Source organism: Rhizobacter sp. J219, assembly GCF_024700055.1.
Taxonomy (GTDB): domain Bacteria; phylum Pseudomonadota; class Gammaproteobacteria; order Burkholderiales; family Burkholderiaceae_C; genus Rhizobacter.
In genome coordinates this window covers 3,226,987-3,244,385 of the sequence record NZ_JAJOND010000001.1, presented here as the reverse complement: position 1 = coordinate 3,244,385, position 17,399 = coordinate 3,226,987, and the positions used below count along the sequence as shown (strand labels likewise).

13 protein-coding genes and 1 pseudogene are annotated in these 17,399 nt (G+C 66.3%); 10 read left to right on the top strand and 4 right to left on the bottom strand.

Features of this window, described 5'->3' with window-relative positions:
• Positions 1–218 precede the first annotated feature (218 nt).
• From LRS03_RS15085 to LRS03_RS15065, 5 genes are all read left to right on the top strand, one after another.
• Entirely contained in the window at positions 219–1,100 is an 882-nt protein-coding gene (locus LRS03_RS15085; protein ID WP_308296481.1) for a sulfate ABC transporter substrate-binding protein, read from the top strand.
• A gap of 21 nt (positions 1,101–1,121) precedes the next feature.
• Positions 1,122–1,955, top strand: coding sequence for a sulfate ABC transporter permease subunit CysT (gene cysT, locus LRS03_RS15080; protein ID WP_257826407.1), 834 nt, complete (start codon positions 1,122–1,124; stop codon positions 1,953–1,955).
• A gap of 13 nt (positions 1,956–1,968) precedes the next feature.
• Entirely contained in the window at positions 1,969–2,874 is a 906-nt protein-coding gene (gene cysW / locus LRS03_RS15075; protein ID WP_257826406.1) for a sulfate ABC transporter permease subunit CysW, read from the top strand.
• 10 nt (positions 2,875–2,884) lie between these two features.
• Positions 2,885–3,961 carry a sulfate/molybdate ABC transporter ATP-binding protein gene (locus tag LRS03_RS15070; protein WP_257826405.1) on the top strand — a complete coding sequence of 359 codons (1,077 nt, stop codon included), beginning with the start codon at positions 2,885–2,887 and terminating at the stop codon, positions 3,959–3,961.
• 151 nt (positions 3,962–4,112) lie between these two features.
• Positions 4,113–6,845: a PQQ-dependent sugar dehydrogenase gene (locus LRS03_RS15065; protein ID WP_257826404.1), complete on the top strand. Its 2,733-nt coding sequence runs from the start codon at positions 4,113–4,115 to the stop codon at positions 6,843–6,845.
• Between the two features lie 12 nt (positions 6,846–6,857).
• On the opposite strand, the pseudogene LRS03_RS15060 reads toward LRS03_RS15065, so the two are convergent.
• Positions 6,858–7,795: pseudogene (locus LRS03_RS15060) on the bottom strand (CysB family HTH-type transcriptional regulator).
• A 244-nt stretch (positions 7,796–8,039) separates the two neighbouring features.
• Between LRS03_RS15060 and yajC the strand changes: the two are divergent.
• Genes yajC through LRS03_RS15040 form a run of 4 tightly spaced genes read left to right on the top strand, consistent with a single transcriptional unit; the run spans position 8,040 to position 13,729 of the window.
• Positions 8,040–8,369 carry a preprotein translocase subunit YajC gene (gene yajC, locus LRS03_RS15055; RefSeq protein ID WP_257826403.1) on the top strand — a complete coding sequence of 110 codons (330 nt, stop codon included), beginning with the start codon at positions 8,040–8,042 and terminating at the stop codon, positions 8,367–8,369.
• Positions 8,370–8,417: 48 nt separating this feature from the next.
• A complete protein-coding gene (gene secD / locus LRS03_RS15050) occupies positions 8,418–10,295 on the top strand; it encodes a protein translocase subunit SecD (protein ID WP_257826402.1) in 1,878 nt (625 codons plus the stop codon).
• Positions 10,296–10,339: 44 nt separating this feature from the next.
• Positions 10,340–11,374: a protein translocase subunit SecF gene (gene secF / locus LRS03_RS15045; protein ID WP_257826400.1), complete on the top strand. Its 1,035-nt coding sequence runs from the start codon at positions 10,340–10,342 to the stop codon at positions 11,372–11,374.
• Between the two features lie 42 nt (positions 11,375–11,416).
• Complete coding sequence (locus LRS03_RS15040) at positions 11,417–13,729, top strand: DUF1631 domain-containing protein (RefSeq protein WP_257826398.1); 2,313 nt, start codon at positions 11,417–11,419, stop codon at positions 13,727–13,729.
• A 65-nt stretch (positions 13,730–13,794) separates the two neighbouring features.
• Here the strand turns inward: LRS03_RS15040 and LRS03_RS15035 are convergent, their stop codons facing one another.
• The 3 genes from LRS03_RS15035 to LRS03_RS15025 form a co-directional block, all read right to left on the bottom strand.
• Entirely contained in the window at positions 13,795–14,247 is a 453-nt protein-coding gene (locus tag LRS03_RS15035) for a Smg family protein (protein ID WP_257826397.1), read from the bottom strand.
• Positions 14,248–14,323: 76 nt separating this feature from the next.
• Positions 14,324–15,427 carry a DNA-processing protein DprA gene (dprA, locus tag LRS03_RS15030; protein ID WP_257829571.1) on the bottom strand — a complete coding sequence of 368 codons (1,104 nt, stop codon included), beginning with the start codon at positions 15,425–15,427 and terminating at the stop codon, positions 14,324–14,326.
• 32 nt (positions 15,428–15,459) lie between these two features.
• Entirely contained in the window at positions 15,460–16,608 is a 1,149-nt protein-coding gene (locus LRS03_RS15025; protein WP_257826395.1) for a LysM peptidoglycan-binding domain-containing protein, read from the bottom strand.
• A 273-nt stretch (positions 16,609–16,881) separates the two neighbouring features.
• Between LRS03_RS15025 and def the strand changes: the two genes are divergently transcribed.
• On the top strand, positions 16,882–17,394 hold the full coding sequence (gene def / locus LRS03_RS15020; RefSeq protein ID WP_257826393.1) for a peptide deformylase: 513 nt from the start codon (positions 16,882–16,884) through the stop codon (positions 17,392–17,394).
• The last annotated feature ends 5 nt before the right edge of the window (positions 17,395–17,399 follow it).

Sequence of the window (17,399 nt, the reverse complement as noted above, 5' to 3'; positions counted from 1 at the left end):
AATCTTGTCGTTTCCCGAGTTTCGATGTGGCCGTAGCATCGCCGCTCTGTTTCTTTGCGAGCCCTTCGTCATGCGCTTTTCTCATGTTCTCTCCCGCCGTACGGTCCTCGGACTTGCCACCACGGCGGCAGCGCTGAGTGTTGCCCCCGGCGCACTGGCCTCCGGCCCCACGCTGCTCAACGTGAGCTACGACGTGGCGCGCGAGTCTCTACAAGGAAATCAACCCCGCCTTCATCAAACACTGGAAGGCACAGACCGGCGAAACCGTGTCGGTCAACCAGTCGCATGGCGGCTCCAGCAAACAGGCCCGCTCGGTGATCGACGGCCTGGAAGCCGACGTGGTCACGATGAACCAGTCGAGCGACATCGACGCCATCGCGAGCAAGGGCAAGCTGCTGCCCGCCGACTGGGCCAAGCGCCTGCCCGACAACAGCGCACCCACGACCTCGACCACCGTGATCCTGGTGCGCAAGGGCAACCCCAAGGGCATCAAGGACTGGGCCGACCTCGCCAAGCCCGGGGTGAGCGTGGTCATCCCCAACCCGAAGATCACCGGCAACGGCCGCTACACCTATGTGGCCGCATGGGGTGGCCTCGTGAAGAACGGCGCCACGCCGGCGCAGGCCCGCGAGACGGTGCAGAAGATCTTCGCCAATGTGCCGGTGTTCGATGGCGGCGGCCGCGCTGCCACCACCACCTTCGCGCAGCGCAACATCGGCGATGCGCTGTGCACCTTCGAGAGCGAGATCAACCTCATCAAGGAAGAGTTCGGCGACAACTTCGAGGTGGTCTACCCGAAGTGGAGCATCCTGGCCGAGAACCCGGTGGCGGTGATCGACAAGGTGGTCGACAAGAAGGGCACGCGCAAGCAGGCCGAGGCCTACCTCAAGTTCCTGTGGAGCGACGAGGCGCAGGAGATCGCGGCCAAGAACCAGATCCGCCCGCGCTCGGCCAAGATCCTCGCCAAGTACCCGAAGGACTTCCCGAAGATCAACACCTTCACCATCGACGAAGCCTTCGGCGGCTGGACCAAGGCCCAGAAGGACCACTTCGACGACGGTGCGGTCTACGACCAGATCCTCGCCGCCATCAAGAAATAAGCGGCGCAGACCGCAGCTCCCATGTTCCTGTCTCGCACCCTGCTGCGGCGGCACTCCGTGCTGCCCGGCTTCGACCTCGCCCTCGGGTTCACGGTGCTCTACCTGAGCTTCATCGTGCTGATCCCGCTGTCGGCGGCGTTCCTCAAGACGTTCACGATGACGTGGCCTGCCTTCTGGGAGGCGGTGGCCACGCCGCGTGTGCTGGCCTCGTACCGGCTGACCTTCGGTGCATCGTTCGCCGCGGCCTTGCTCAACGCGTTCTTCGGCCTGATCGTGGCCTGGGTGCTGGTGCGCTACACCTTCCCGTTCAAGCGGGTCGTCGACGCGCTGGTCGACCTGCCGTTCGCGCTGCCCACGGCGGTGGCCGGCATCGCGCTCACCGCGCTCTATTCGGGCAACGGCTGGATCGGCCAGTTCCTCCCCTTCAAGGTGAGCTTCACGCCGCTCGGGGTGTTCGTCGCGCTCACCTTCATCGGCCTGCCCTTTGTCGTGCGCACCTTGCAGCCGGTGCTGGAAGACATGCACAAGGAGCTGGAAGAAGCCGCCGCGACGCTCGGCGCCTCGCGCTGGCAGACCTTCTCCAAGGTGATCTTCCCTATCATCGCGCCGGCGCTGCTCACCGGTTTTGCGCTCGCCTTCGCACGCGCGCTGGGCGAGTACGGCTCGGTGATCTTCATTGCCGGCAACATGCCGATGGTCTCGGAGATCACGCCGCTGCTCATCATCACGAAGCTGGAGCAGTACGACTACACCGGCGCCACCGCCATCGCGGTCGTGATGCTGGTCGCGGCCTTCGCGATGCTCCTGGCCATCAACCTGCTGCAAGCCTGGACGCGCAAGCGCCAGGGCCGCTGAGGACGCCGCCGCCATGAGCGCTCTGCCCCTTGCTTCTTCCGACTCCACCGGCGGCCGCGTGCCGGTGCGCGATGTCATCGACGCCACCGCCGAGCCGGCGTGGGTGCGGCGCACACTGATCACCGTCGCGCTGCTCTTCCTCACGCTCTTCCTCTTCGTGCCGCTGGTGTCGGTGTTCTTCGAGGCCTTCAAGAAGGGCTTCGAGGTCTACCTCGCCGCGGTGACCGAGGCCGACGCGGTGTCGGCGATCAAGCTCACGCTGCTGGCGGCGGCCATTTCGGTGCCGCTCAACCTCGTCTTCGGCGTGGCGGCCGCGTGGTGCATCGCGAAGTTCGATTTCCGAGGCAAGGACCTCCTGCTCACGCTGATCGACCTGCCGTTCTCGGTGTCGCCGGTGATCTCGGGTCTGATCTACGTGCTGATCTTCGGCCTGCAGGGCTGGTTTGGCGAATGGCTGCGCGACCACGACATGAAGGTCATCTTCGCGCTGCCCGGCATCGTGCTGGCCACGGTGTTCGTGACCTTCCCGTTCATCGCCCGCGAACTCATTCCGCTGATGCAGGCGCAGGGTGTCGAGCAGGAAGAGGCGGCCCGCGTGCTCGGTGCGTCGGGCTGGCAGATCTTCTGGCGCGTCACGTTGCCCAACGTGAAATGGGCGCTGCTCTACGGCGTGATCCTGTGCAACGCGCGGGCGATGGGCGAGTTCGGCGCGGTGAGCGTGGTGTCGGGTCACATCCGCGGGCAGACCAACACCATGCCGCTGCACATCGAGATCCTCTACAACGAGTACCAGTTTGCCGCCGCGTTCGCCGTGGCCTCGCTGCTGGCGGGGCTGGCGCTGGTGACGCTGGTGTTGAAGTACCTGGTCGAGCAGCGCGTGAAGGCGCAAAAACGCGAGGCCGAAGGCAGAAGCGAATGAAGGACGTGGCATGAGCATCGAGATCCGCAACCTCAACAAGGCCTTCGGCAAGACGGTCGTCTGCGACAACGTCAACCTCGACATCCCGTCGGGCGAACTGGTCGCGCTGCTGGGCCCGTCGGGCTCGGGCAAGACCTCGCTGCTGCGCATCATCGCGGGGCTGGAGCGGCCGGACTCCGGCACGGTGTCGTTCCATGGCGCCGATGCCACGTTCGACGACGTGCGCGACCGCCACGTGGGCTTCGTGTTCCAGCACTACGCGCTCTTCGGCCACATGAGCATCTTCGAGAACGTGGCCTTCGGCCTGCGCGTGCGCCCCAAGGCCACACGCCCGAGCGAGGCCAAGATCAAGGAGAAGGTGATGGAGCTGCTCAAGCTGGTGCAGCTCGACTGGCTGGCCGACCGTTACCCGCACCAGCTCTCGGGCGGCCAGCGCCAGCGCATCGCGCTTGCCCGCGCGCTGGCGGTCGAGCCCAAGGTGCTGCTGCTCGACGAGCCTTTCGGCGCGCTCGATGCCAAGGTGCGCAAGGAGCTGCGCCGCTGGCTGCGCCGCCTGCACGACGAGATGCACGTGACCAGCGTGTTCGTCACCCATGACCAGGACGAAGCGATGGAAGTCGCCGACCGCGTGGTGGTGATGAACCTCGGCAAGATCGAACAGGACGGCACGCCCGACGAGGTCTACGACCGCCCGGCCACGCCCTTCGTGCTGCAGTTCCTCGGCGACGTGAACCTCTTCCACGGGCGATTCGGCCACTCGCCGGGCGGCAATGTCGACCCCAACGAGGTGAGCTACGTGCGCCCGCACGAACTCGAGATCGTGGCCACGCCCTCCGACGGCACGCTGGCCGTGACGCTCTCGCAGGCGCTCACCGTCGGCCCGCAGACGCGCATCGAATTCAAGCGCCAGGACGACGGCAGCTATGTCGACGTGGAGATGGCGCGCGCCGAGTACACCGCGCTGCGCGAGAAGCTCGGCCTCACCACCGGCAGCCAGGTGTTCCTGAAGCCGCGCCGCGTGACGCGCTTCCTCGCCGGCGGGCAAGGTCCGCACACCGAGCAGGTGGACCCGGCCGCGATGATCTGACGGCATCACACTGACGGCGGTGGGGTTTGCGACGAGGCGGCGTCCTACGCCGCATGTCGCCGCCGTCCGACCCATGCGGCGTGGGTGGCTTCCTACATTGATCTGAGCGCGTAACAACGAATCCGCGCGGTCACTTCGATGGAGACAACCCATGGCCACAGTTGCAGCGCCCGCGCTTCGTGTCGTGATGGCTTGGTCGATCGCTGGTCTGCTCGGTGCCTGCGGCGGTGGCAGCGATGACGCGGCCACGCCGGAACCGCCGCCCCGCACCGCGACCGCCGCAGCCGTCGGCGACACCTGGCAGACGGTGGCCCTCGAAGGCCGAAGCTTCACGCTCACGACCGCAACGGTGGTGCGATACGGCGCCGGCACCCGCTGGGTGCAGCGCACGCTCTCGGGCACGGTGACCTGCACCAACGCCACCTTCGGCGGCGACCCGGCGTTCGGCGTGCAGAAGTCCTGTCAGGTGCAGACCGGCGGCGGCGAGCCGCCGCCCGCGTCATCGTGGACGCGCATCGCCACCGAAGGGCAGAGCTTCACGGTGAGCGGCACACGCTGGGTGCGCTATGGCGCCGACCCACGCTGGGTGCAGCGCAGCGTCACCGGCAGCGGGCAATGCACCAACGCGTTCTTCGGCACGGACCCGGCGCCCTACGTGGGCAAGGTCTGCGAAGTGCAGCAGGCTTCGTCGAACCAGGCGCCAGTGGCGAGCATCGCTGCGCCAGTGGCCGGTGCGAGCTTCCGTGCCGGCACGACGGTGAGCTTCAGCGGCAGTGCGAACGATGCGGAAGACGGTGCCCTGGCCGGCAGCCGCCTCACCTGGTGGGCGGAGCTACACCACGACACGCACAGCCACCCGTTCCTGCCGCCCACCACCGGGACGGGCGGCACGGTGCCGATCCCCACGCGCGGCGAGACCTCCGACAACATCTTCTACCGCTTCCACCTGCGCGCGACCGACAGCGCTGGTGCCACGCACGAGGTGACGCGCGACATCGTGCCGCAGAAGGCGCGCCTCACGATCACCAGCGTGCCCGCCGGCCTGTCGCTCACGCTCGATGGCCAACCGATCGCTGCGCCGGTCACGATCACCGGCGTGGTGGGCATCGAGCGCGACCTGGGCGCCCCGGCGACGCAGGACCTCAACGGCCGCCGCTACCAGTTCACGAGCTGGAGCGATGGCGGCGCGGCCACCCACACTGTGTCGACGCCGGCCAGCGACACCACCTACACCGCCACCTACACCGATGTGGGGCCGGTCGCCAACAACCCGCCGGGCGTGGCGCTCACGGCGCCGGCGCCCGACAGCAGCGGCACGGTGGGCGTTGCGATCGCGCTGGCCGCGAATGCCAGCGACAGCGATGGCAGCGTGGCCGGTGTCGAGTTCTTCGAGAACGGGGTGAAGATCGGCGCGACCGATGTGTCGCCGCCGTATGGCGTGTCGTGGACCCCGGCGACCCCCGGGACGCGCACCCTGACGGCACGCGCCACCGACAACCAGGGCGCCGTCACCACCAGCGCGCCCATCACCGTGACGATCAGCCCACCGGGCAACGACACGCAGGCGCCCGTCGCCTCGCTGACCGCGCCCGCCCACCTGGCGAGCGGCCTCACGGGCACGCTGACGATCAGTGCCAACGCGAGCGACAACGTCGGCGTGGCGAGTGTCGAGTTCCAGTTCGACGGCCAGCCCGTCGGCGCACCCGACACGAGCCCGCCCTACAGCGCAAGCGTCGACACCAACCTCCACGCCTCGGGCCAGCATGTCGTGCGCGCACGGGCACGCGACGCGGCCGGCAACGTGTCGCCGTGGTCGACGGCCACGGTGCAGTTCGGCGGCAGCCGCACGCAGCCGGCCGGGTTCACCCGCACCGACAACTGGATCAGCGGGCTCACGAGCGCGACTGCGTTCACGCAGGCACCCGACGGGCGGCTCTTCGTCGCGCTGCAAGGCGGTGACCTGCGGGTGGTGAGAAACGGTGTTTTGTTGCCCACGCCCTTCGTGCGCCTGAACGTCGATGCGTCGGGCGAGCGTGGCCTGATCGGCGTGGCGTTGCACCCGAACTTCGCGTCCAACGGCTTCGTCTACGTCTACTACACGCGGGTCAACGGCGCCTCGCGCAACAACCGCATCAGCCGCTTCACCGCCAACGGCGACGTGGCGGCCGGTGGCGAGACGGTGTTGGCCGATCTGCCGAACCTGTCGAGCGCAACGAACCACAACGCCGGCGCGATGCACTTCGGCCGCGACGGCAAGCTCTACGTGGCGGTGGGCGACAACGCCGACAGTTCGCAGGCGCCCAACCTCAACCTCGTCTTCGGCAAGATGCTGCGCTTCAACGAGGATGGCAGCATCCCGAGCGACAACCCGTTCTGCACCACCGCCGGCACGCTGCGCTGTGCGATCTGGGCCCGCGGCCTGCGCAATCCGTTCACCTTCGCCGTGCGGGCGAGCGACGGGCGCATGCACATCAACGACGTGGGCGCGGGCCTCTGGGAAGAAATCAACCTGGGCGCGCCCGGGGCCGACTACGGCTGGCCGGCGACCGAAGGACCGACGAATGCGGCCGGCGTGACCAGCCCGCTCTTTGCCTACGACCACGACGCGGGCAGTGCCGGCGGCATGGGCGGCTTCTTCAGCGGCTGCGCCATCACCGGCGGGGCGTTCTACCCGAGCGGCGGCAACTTCCCGGCGGCCTACCGCGACAGCTACTACTTCGCCGACTACTGCAGCTCGATCGTGGGCAGGGTCGACCTCGCGAACGGCAACGCGGCCTACGCCTTCGGGCGGGTGTCGGGTTCTCCGGTGGGCATGCTCGTCGGATTGGACGGCGCGCTCTATGTGCTGACGCAGGGCGGCATCAACCGGTTCTCCGCGCAGTAGCGGGGATGGGCTTCACTCGTCGGCGACGGGCTCGCCGCGCATCGCCGCTTCGACCACCGACGGCTTGAGCGGCGAGGCGAAGGTCTCGATGAAGTCGTAGACGAAGGCGCGCAGGAAGCTGCCGCGCCGCACGGCGAGCTTGGTCAGGTTGACGGCGAAGAGGTGGCGCGCATCGATCGCCCGCAGGTTGCGGTCGCGCTCCTCGTCGAAGGCGATCGAGGCGACGATGCCCACCCCGAGCCCGAAGCCGACGTAGGTCTTGATCACGTCGGCGTCCATCGCGGTCAGCACGAGGTCGAAGTCGAGGCCCGAGGCCTGGAAGGCTTCGTCGATGTGCAGGCGGCCGGTGTAGCCCGGGCCGTAGGTGATGACCGGAAACTCCGACAGGCGCTCCAGCGTGAGCGGCCCGCCTTCGAGCAGCGGATGGCCCGGTGGCACGATCACGCTGTGCGTCCAGCGGTAGCAGGGCAGGGTCACCAGCGCGTCGTACTGGGCCAGGGCTTCGGTGGCGATGCCGATGTCGGCCTCGCCCGAGATCAGCATCTCTGCCACCTGCTTAGGCGAGCCCTGGTGCAGGTTGAGCGTGACCTGCGGGTAGCGCTGGCGGAAGTCGCGCACGGCGCCCGGGAGGGCGTAGCGCGCCTGCGAGTGGGTCGCGGCGATCGACAGCCGGCCGTGCACCGCCTGGCTGAACTCTTCGCCGGCACGCTTCAGGTTCTCGGCGTCGTTGAGCATGCGCTCGACGATGGGCGCGATCACCTCACCGACTGCGGTGAGCGAGGTAAGGCGCTTGCCGGCCCGCACGAAGAGGTCGACGCCGGCTCTTCTTCCAGTTCGCGGATCTGGCGGCTGACGCCCGGCTGCGAGGTGTGCAGCACCTTGGAGACTTCGGTGAGGTTGAAGCCGCAGCGCACGGCCTCTCGCACGGAGCGAAGCTGCTGGAAATTCATGACGGTATGCGGCGAATCACGGAAGGAGCGGCAGTATCGGCAGCCGGCTGTACTTGCGGAACAACTTAAAACTGCTTTTCTTATCCACGAAACGACTAAGGCTTGCCGATTTGGAACCTCTTGCCGCGGCCCGGGTCTGCGCCCAGGCCCCCATCGCTGGCCCGGGGTGAGGGGCATACAATTCCACGCTTTCACTCCGGCGGGCGCCATTTCGCGCGCTTTCAGCCCCACCGAGGACCCACCCGTGTTCATTTCCGAAGCATTCGCACAAGCAGCCCCCGCAGCCGGCGCCTCCGACCCGCTGGGCGGCTTGACGGGCATGCTGCCCATCATCCTGATGTTCGTGGTGCTGTACTTCGTGATGATCCGCCCGCAGATGAAGCGGCAGAAGGAACACAAGGCCATGATCGAGGCGCTCGCCAAGGGCGACGAGGTGGTGGTGGCCGGCGGCCTGCTGGGCCGTGTCACCAAGCTCGGCGACAACTTCCTGACCGTCGAAGTCGCCAACAACGTCGAGATCCAGGTGCAGCGCGGCGCCGTGGTCCAGGTGCTGCCCAAAGGCACCTTCAAATAAAAGACAGAGAGACAAGCCGGTGCAAGCCGGCCTCGTGAAAGACACGACATGAACCGCTATCCGTGGTGGAAATACGCGATCCTTGCGGTCGCCTTGCTGGTCGGCCTGATCTATACGCTGCCCAACTTCTTCGGCGAGGCGCCGGCGGTTCAGGTCAGCAGCGGCAAGGCCACGCTCAAGCTCGACAGCTCCACCGCCCAGCGGGTGAGCGAGGTGTTGAAGGCCGCGAAGCTGGAGCCCGATTTCGTGGTGTTCGAGGGCAACAGCGTCCGCGCGCGTTTCTCCGACGGTGACGCCCAGCTGCAGGCGAAAGACGCCCTCTCCAAGGCGCTCAACCCCGATCCCGCCAACCCGAGCTACATCGTCGCGCTGAACCTGGTGTCGCGTTCGCCCAAGTGGCTGACATCGATGGGCGCGCTGCCCATGTACCTGGGCCTCGACCTGCGCGGTGGCGTGCACTTCCTGATGCAGGTCGACATGAAGACCGCGCTCAGCAAGAAGATGGAGTCGATCGCCGGCGACATCCGCTCGCAGCTGCGCGACAAGAACCTGCGCCATGCCGGCATCGGCCGCGACGGCAATGTCGTCGACATCCGCTTCCGTGATGCCGAGACGCTGAAGGCGGCGGCCGACCTGCTCTCGCAGATGACCGACCTGCAGTGGACGCAGGCGCCCGACGGCACCGACATCAAGCTGATCGGCACGCTCAAGCCCGAAGCGGCGCGCGCCGTGCAGGACGCGGCGCTGAAGCAGAACATCACCACGCTGCACAACCGGGTCAACGAACTCGGCGTGGCCGAGCCGGTGATCCAGCAGCAGGGCGCCGACCGGGTGGTCATCCAGCTGCCCGGCGTGCAGGACACCGCAAAGGCGAAGGACATCATCGGCCGCACCGCCAACCTGGAGTTCCGCCTGGTCGACATGTCGGCCGAAGCGCGCGCCGCGACCGAAGGCTCGGGCCCGGTGCCGTTCGGCCGCGAGCGCTTCACCGTGGGCCGCGGCGCGCCGGTCGTCACCTACAAGGAAGCGGTGGCCACCGGCGAGATGCTGACCAACGCGCAGCCCCGGCCCGACCAGAACAACCAGCCGGCGGTGTCGGTGAGCCTTGATGCCAAGGGCGGCCGGCTGATGCGCGAGATGACGCGCAACAACGTCGGCAACTTCATGGCCGCCATCCTGTTCGAAAAGGGCAAGGGCGAGGTGCTGACGGTCGCGCGCATCCAGAGCGAATTCGGCAACGACTTCCAGATCACCGGCATGGGCACCACCGAGGCTGCCAACGACCTGAGCCTGCTGCTGCGCGCCGGCTCGCTGGCCGCGCCGATGGAGATCATCGAAGAAAGCACCATCGGCCCGACGCTCGGCGCCGACAACATTGCCAAGGGCTTCAACAGCGTGATCTACGGCTTTGCGGCGATCGCGGTGTTCATGTGCCTGTACTACCTGCTGTTCGGCCTGTTCTCGACGCTCGCGCTCGGGTTCAACCTGCTGCTGCTGGTGGCGGTGCTGTCGATGCTGCAGGCGACGCTCACGCTGCCCGGCATCGCGGCCATTGCGCTCACGCTCGGCATGGCCATCGACGCCAATGTGCTGATCAACGAGCGGGTGCGCGAGGAGCTACGGGCCGGGGCATCACCGCAGGCGGCGATCAACGCCGGCTACGAGCGGGCGTTCGCGACCATCCTCGACTCCAACGTCACCACGCTGATCGCGGGCATCGCGCTCTTTGCCTTTGGCTCCGGCCCGATCAAGGGCTTTGCGGTGGTGCACTGCCTGGGCATCCTGACCTCGATGTTCTCGGCTGTCGTGTTCTCGCGCGGGCTGGTGAACCTTTGGTACGGCCGCCAGAAAAAGCTCAAGAGCGTGTCGATCGGGCAGGTGTGGAAGCCCAAGGCCGCGGCGGCCGAGACACCGGCAAACCCCTGATCGCTCGCCCAAGAGCGCCACAAGAACACAACCGGACCTGACTCATGGAGTTCTTCCGCATCCACCGCGACATCCCGTTCATGCGGCATGCGCTGGTGTTCAACATCATCTCGGCCGCAACCTTTCTGCTGGCCGTGTTCTTCCTGATCACCCGCGGCTTGCACCTGTCGATCGAGTTCACCGGCGGCACGCTGATCGAGGCGCACTATGCGCAGGCGGCCGATGTGGCCAAGGTGCGCCACACTGTTGAGGGGTTGAAGGCCGGCGAAGTGCAGGTGCAGAACTTCGGCAACACGCGCAACGTGCTGATCCGCCTGCCAGTGCGAGGCGACGGCAAGGCCGGCGACGTGGTGGACAAGGTGTTCGGCGAGCTGTGCAAGGCCGAGTCGGGCACGGTGACGCGCAAGCCCGTCAAGACCGACAAGGGCGAGGTGGTCGACAAGCCAGTCTGCGAGGCCAACGGTGCTGAGCCGGTGGTGCTGGCGCGCAGTGAGTTCGTCGGCCCCCAGGTCGGCCGTGAGCTGGCCGAAGACGGAGCGAAGGCCCTGGCCTTCGTCGTCATCGGCATCATGATTTACCTGGCGTTTCGCTTCGAGTGGAAGTTCTCGGTGGCCGCCATCGTCGCCAACCTGCACGACGTGATCATCATCCTGGGCTTCTTCGCGTTCTTCCAGTGGGAGTTTTCGCTCTCGGTGCTGGCCGCGGTGCTCGCGGTGCTCGGCTACTCGGTGAACGAATCGGTGGTGATCTTCGACCGGATTCGTGAAGCGTTCCGCAAATTCCGCAAGATGAACACGCACGAGGTGATCGACCATGCGATCACCAGCACGATGAGCCGCACCATCATCACGCACGGCAGCACGCAGATGATGGTGCTGTCGATGCTGATCTTCGGTGGCCCAACGCTGCACTACTTCGCGATCGCGCTGACGATCGGCATCTGTTTCGGCATCTATTCCTCGGTGTTCGTGGCCGCTGCCATCGCCATGTGGCTGGGCGTCAAGCGCGAAGACCTGATCAAGTCCGGGCCTGCGAAGGACGTCGATCCGAACGACCCGAATGCAGGAGCGGTGGTGTAGAGTAAGGCCACCCCTTACCGAGAAACCCTGACCAACCGTCACATGGCGACCGCCGCCGATTCGTTGGCCCTGGCCGCCCAGGCTCGGCGCTCTTTCGTAGAGCGCCTGTTGAGCGGCGTGCCGAGTGTGGTGCATGCGGTGGAAGAGGGTGCGCGGCTGCTGGCTGGCCAGACCGCCGAGCACAGCCTCCAGTACAAGCGTCGCGATGTTGCGGCCGACCTTCGCAAGGCCGCGCCCACCTGGATCAGCGGCATCATTTCCGCACTGCGCGGTTCGCTGGTGAGCGGCGTCGTGTCGGCGTCGCGTCCGGGCGACCTGCCGCCACCGGGGCGCAGCACACCTAGCATGGCGCTCGTCGATGACGACACGATCGAAGTCGAGATTCTCAGTTCGCGCCTCGCACTGGCGATGATGGACCGCGCCTCTTGGGAGTTCACCGACCTGCGCTCACGGATGTCGGCGTTGGAGAAGCGTGATGAACTCGATGCCAATGACGTGCTGCGTCCGCATGTGCTGGCGCGCATCTTCACCAGCGCCTGGCGCGGGGCGTCGCTCAGCCAAGACGCATGGCGCACGCTGCAGGCGGTCCTCCACGAAGAATTCGCGCACTTCGCCGAAGAGGCCTATCACGAGACGAACCGTTGGTTGATTCAGCAGCGCGTGTTGCCCGAGATTGACCTGCGCCCGTTCATCCGCCGCACCCGCAACTCCTACGGCACGCCTGTCGCGGGGGGAGCGACGCCGAGCGCGCCCGCCCCCGTGACCGGGGCCAGTGCGCATGGCCGGCTCGGCAGCGTGGGTGAAGAAACCCGTCTGATGACCCGCGCTGGCGGATTCGCCCGTGGGTCCGATCATGCAGAAGCGGTGCTCGGTCGGCTCAACCGTCTGATCGGCCGCCAGGTGCCAGACTTCGCCGGTACCGCCCAGATGCCGCATCAGCCTTCGGCGGGCTTGAAGGCTGCGATCAACGAGGCCCAGCAGGGGATTCAGCGCCGTCTGGTCACGACCAGCGGTGCGCCCCAGCCAGCAGAAGGCGGCCGCGCAGCGGAAGGCGCGGTCAGCACACCGGCGCTGCTCGAAGAACTGCACCAGCGCAAACAGGCGCTGAAGCAGGCCGCATCCACACCGGTGGAGCGCGCCACGATCGAAATCGTGGCCCTGCTGTTCCAGAGCATCCTGATGGAGGAGCGCATTCCGGCAGTGGTGCGCGTCTGGTTCGCGCGCCTGCAGATGCCGGTTTTGCGGGTCGCGGTCAGCGAGCCCGACTTCTTCGCCACCGTCGACCACCCTGCGCGTCGATTGATCGATCGCATGGGTGCCTGTGTGATGGGCTTCGATTCCACCAGCCGTGCGGTTGCCGACACGCTCGAGAAGGAGATCAAGCGCGTGGTGCAGGTGGTGGAGGCGTACCCCGACACCGGCCGGCGGGTGTTCCAGACGGTGTTGACCGAGTTCGAGAAATTCCTCGAGCACTACTTCAAGAACGAAAACGAGATGACGCGCAAGGGTGTCTCGTTGGCGCAGCAGGTGGAGCAGCGCGAGACGCTCGCCATCCAGTACACCATCGAGCTGCGCAAGATGCTCAACGAGGTACCGGTTCAAGAAGGGGTGCGCGACTTCCTCTTCCACGTATGGGCCGACGTGATGGCGATGACCGCGGTCAAGCACGGCCCGCAAGGCAACGAAACCAAGGCGATGAAGCGCGTGGCGGCCGATCTGATCTGGTCGGCCAGTGCGAAGGTGTCGCGTGAAGAGCGGGCCGAAGTCATCCGCCGTTTGCCACCCTTGCTGAAGACGCTGCGCGAGGGCATGGACCACGCCAGCATCCCCAGCGACAAGCAAGACGAACACATCCAGAAGCTCAACAACTCGCTGGCTGCGGCCTTCACCGCGAAGACGGCGACGATCGCGCCCGAGCGGCTCGAAGAGCTGATGGCGCGCCTGGAGACGCTGGAAGAGCTGCTGCCGGAATCCGATGACATCGAGATCGACGAGTCCATGGTGCTTGACCTCTCCGGGCATGAAAGTGCCGAACTGGAGGTGGTGGGCGAAGGTGGCTCGATGGCGACGCCCGCGATGCTGGCCTGGGCCAAGGAGCTTCAGGTTGGGGGCTGGTACATGCTGGACTACCGCAACCGCAACGAGGCGGTGCAGCTGGTCTGGCAGGGCATGCGCCGGCAGCTGACGCTTTTCGTCTCGCCTCATGGTCGAGGCATCCTGTTCCAGCAAAATCGTTTGGCGGCCTTTCTGCAGGCCGGGCTTTTGGTGCCAGCCCAGGATGAATCGCTCACGGTGCGCGCCACCCGCAGTGCGTTGGCGAAACTCGACGTCGACCCCAGCCGTCTGCTCAACTGAGACCGCGCAGCGCCCATCAAAAAGCCGCCTTCAAGGCGGCTTTTTGATGGGCGCAAAGTGGCGGCTCAGTGGATCAGCCGATCCTCTTCTGCCACGAACAATTCGTCGAGGATCAGCGCGTCGGGCTCTTCACCCAGACTCCAGAAAACCATCAGCACGATGATCTTGAGGTCTTCCAGGTCGACCGGGCCGCCAGGAATCGCCGTGGCGCGGTCGATCACCATCTCCCGCATGGAGGGCGGAAGCACGCCGGCCGATTCGAGGAAGCTCACGAAGCCAATCGAGTCTTCGCCCAGGTGCTCCTGCTCGGCCGCAGAGTAGACGCGCAGGCTGTCTGTCTGTTGCTCGCCCACGTAGGATTCAGCCGCGGTCGCCAGACCGTCGAGCCAAGTGAGGGCTTCCTCGATCTCGTCCGACTCGAAGCCCATGGCCGACAGCTTGCGGGTCAGCTGGGCATGGTCAGGACAGGCATCCGGCCGCCAGTAGTTTTCGTACAGGTAGACGAGCACGTCGAACATGAATTCATGATACCCCAGCGGGCTGCATGTGGACGGGGAATAAATGCACCACTCCCAGCGCGGGATGTGCATGGTGTCAGCCGGTGCTCACTCGTTGGAATAGCTGCCCCGGCAGACGGGCAACGTCGCCTAGCAGCTCAAGTTCTAGCAGCTTCGCATTGAGTTCTGGCGCCGGCCAGCCAGTCCTGGCGACGAGGGCATCGAGGCTGACCGGGTCAAACCCAAGAGCCTCCAAAAGGGGGTCGGCTGCCACGGTGTGTGCGACCTTGGCAGGTGCGGCCTGGCTGGGGCTTGCCTTTGCAGGGAACTCTTCCAGCACGTCTGCTGCACTTTCAACCAATTTGGCACCCTGTTTGAGCAAGGCGTGGCAGCCGCGCGATTGAGGCGAGTGAATCGACCCAGGGATGGCGAACACCTCGCGCCCTGCCTCACTGGCCAGGCGGGCAGTGATCAGCGAGCCCGATTGCAGTGCCGCCTCGACGACCAAGGTCCCTCGCGTCAGCCCGGCAATGATTCGATTGCGTTGCGGAAAATTGGGCGGCAGCGGGGGCGTGCCGATGGGGTACTCGCTGACGATCGCGCCGTGCTGGGCGATCCGCCAGGCGAGTTCAAGGTGGCGGCGCGGGTACACGCGGTCCAGACCGGTTCCCACCACGGCAATGGTTTGACCCGGGCCGGCCAGTCCGCCCTCGTGGGCGGCGCCGTCGATGCCGAGGGCCATGCCGGACACGATGGTCCAGCCAGCTTGGCTCAGATGGGTCGAAAACGCGAGCGCGTTGTCTTTGCCTTGGGGCGTGGGGTGGCGGCTGCCGACAACGCCAATGCCGGGTGCGCTCAGCAGGTTGACGTCGCCCTGCACGTACATCAGCAGCGGTGGGTCGGCCGTCTGCAGCAGCAAGTCTGGGTAGATGGGGTCCCCGAGGGCCACCACGTGGCGGGCGCCCGTGCTGTCGTCCGACAGCCAGCGCCAGGTGGCTTCAAGCAGCGGTGGCAGGTGGTCCGGTGCATGGTCGAGCGCCTTGGCCACTTCCGCTGCCACCACTTCCCGCCGCGCCGCGATGGGTGCGGTGAATACCGCTTCGGGGGATCCAAACGCGGCGAGCAACCGGCGCGCCGACTCGCGGCCGACGTGAGGCGTTTCCAGGAGCCGCAACCAGGCGGCGACTTCCTCTCGATCCATCATTGGGCGCCGTCGAGGGCGCAGGGCGCTCGTCAGGGCTGGGTGAAGCGGTCACCGATGGTCACCGGCTCCCTGACCGACACGATCAACGCATAGGACATGCGATTGAACACGCGGAAGACGAACAGATAGCCGTGCCGTTCGTCGGGCAGCTTGATGCGTGTGCGGTCTCCGTCGGTGCTGTCGCGCATGCGCACGCCATCGCGCCACAAGGCCAGCACGTGACCATTTTCGAGGCCATCCTGGCTGCCCTTGTTGAGGGTCACGATCTGGTTCTGGCCGGCGTTCACGCTGTCGCCGTAGACCGAGGCGATCTGTCCGGCGATGGCCTTCTGCGGCGCACGCGGGATGTAATTGACGATTTCGCGCGGCGGCACCGGGGCAAGCTTGTCGCCGACGCGGATCTCCTGGCGGATGCTCGACACGGTGAAGGTGTCGGGCACGATCTCGCCGTTGATGGTGCCGCCCTTGCGGGAGAACTCGGTGGTCCCCAGGTAGAAGGCCTCGTAGCCGAGGATTTCGCCGGTGGTCGGATCCTTCAGAGGACGCGGCTCGCGGAAGACACGGAAGTTGCGGGCATTGCCGATGTCGCCGCGCACATAGGCCAAGTCGCCACGGGACAGCAGCACTCGTCCTTCCTGGGTGCTCACCACCCGGGGGGCGCTCGCGAGCTGGTTGCTTTCGAAGATGACCGCCTCGTTGAGGAAGGGCTCGATCAGGTGCAGCGGGATCGGCGGGATGCCGTCCTTGCTGAGGTCGGTGGCACGCACCCGAGGCGACAACCGCAAGCTGCCATCCGGCCCGATTTGCCCCACTTGCAGCGTGGCCCGCCCGCCCGACTTCACCAGCGACAAGATCTGGCCTGGGAAAATCAGGTGCGGGTTGCGGATCTGCTCCAGGTTCATGCCCCACAGTTCTGGCCAGCGCCACGGGCTCTTGAGGTACATGCGGGAGATGTCCCACAGCGTGTCGCCCGATTTGACGGTGTAGACGTCGGGGGCGTTGTCGGCCAGCTCGGAAAGTGGCACGCCGGCCTGGGCGACCTGCTGGGCCGTGCTGCGCTGCTGGTTGGTGATCGGGAAGTTGGGTTCGGCCCACGCCGTGCCGAGGCCGATGCCGAGCGCCACGGTGATCGCAGAAGCCCGGAAGAAGGCCAGGGCAGGACGGGTGCTTCGGGTCATGAACGTAAGTCTCCGGGGCGCGTCAGACAGCACAATGCTGGGCTGTGCGGTTACTGAGCCGAGTGCGGCGAGGTGCCCGCGCTTCGGCGAAAATCTTCATTCAGTTTCGCAGATTCTGCCTCTAAACCCTTGATATCGCAACGAAAGTCACCCGCCGATACCTTTGTTGTGTTGCCTGTCACGGTGGTCGGCGTTGCATGCCGTCCACACGGTCTGGCGACCCTAGGGTGCTTCCCTAGTTGTTGATTTCCCGCTGATTTTTCGCTGGTTTCTATGCCCAAGCTCGACATTCTTCGCTATCCCGATCCCCGCCTGCACACCATTGCCAAGCCCGTGGTGCAGGTCGACGACCGCATCCGCCAGCTGGTCGACGACATGCTGGAGACCATGTACGCCGCCGACGGGGTCGGCCTGGCGGCCACCCAGGTCGACGTGCACGAGCGGGTGATCGTCATCGACACCTCGGAAGGCCGTGACGTGCCGCGCGTGCTGATCAACCCCGAGCTGGTGCAGCGCAGCGAGGAGATGACGCTGGGCGACGAGGGCTGCCTCTCCGTGCCCACGGTCTACGACAAGGTGCCTCGGCATGCTCGTGTGCGTGTGCGCGCCCTGAACCGTGCTGGCGAAAGTTACGAATTCGACGCCGAAGGCCTGCTGTCGGTCTGCGTCCAGCACGAGATGGATCACCTGATGGGCAAGGTCTTCGTCGAATACCTGAGCCCGCTCAAGCGCGATCGCATCAAGACCAAGATGTTGAAGAAGACGCGGGACGAGCAACGCCCGTGAGCGCG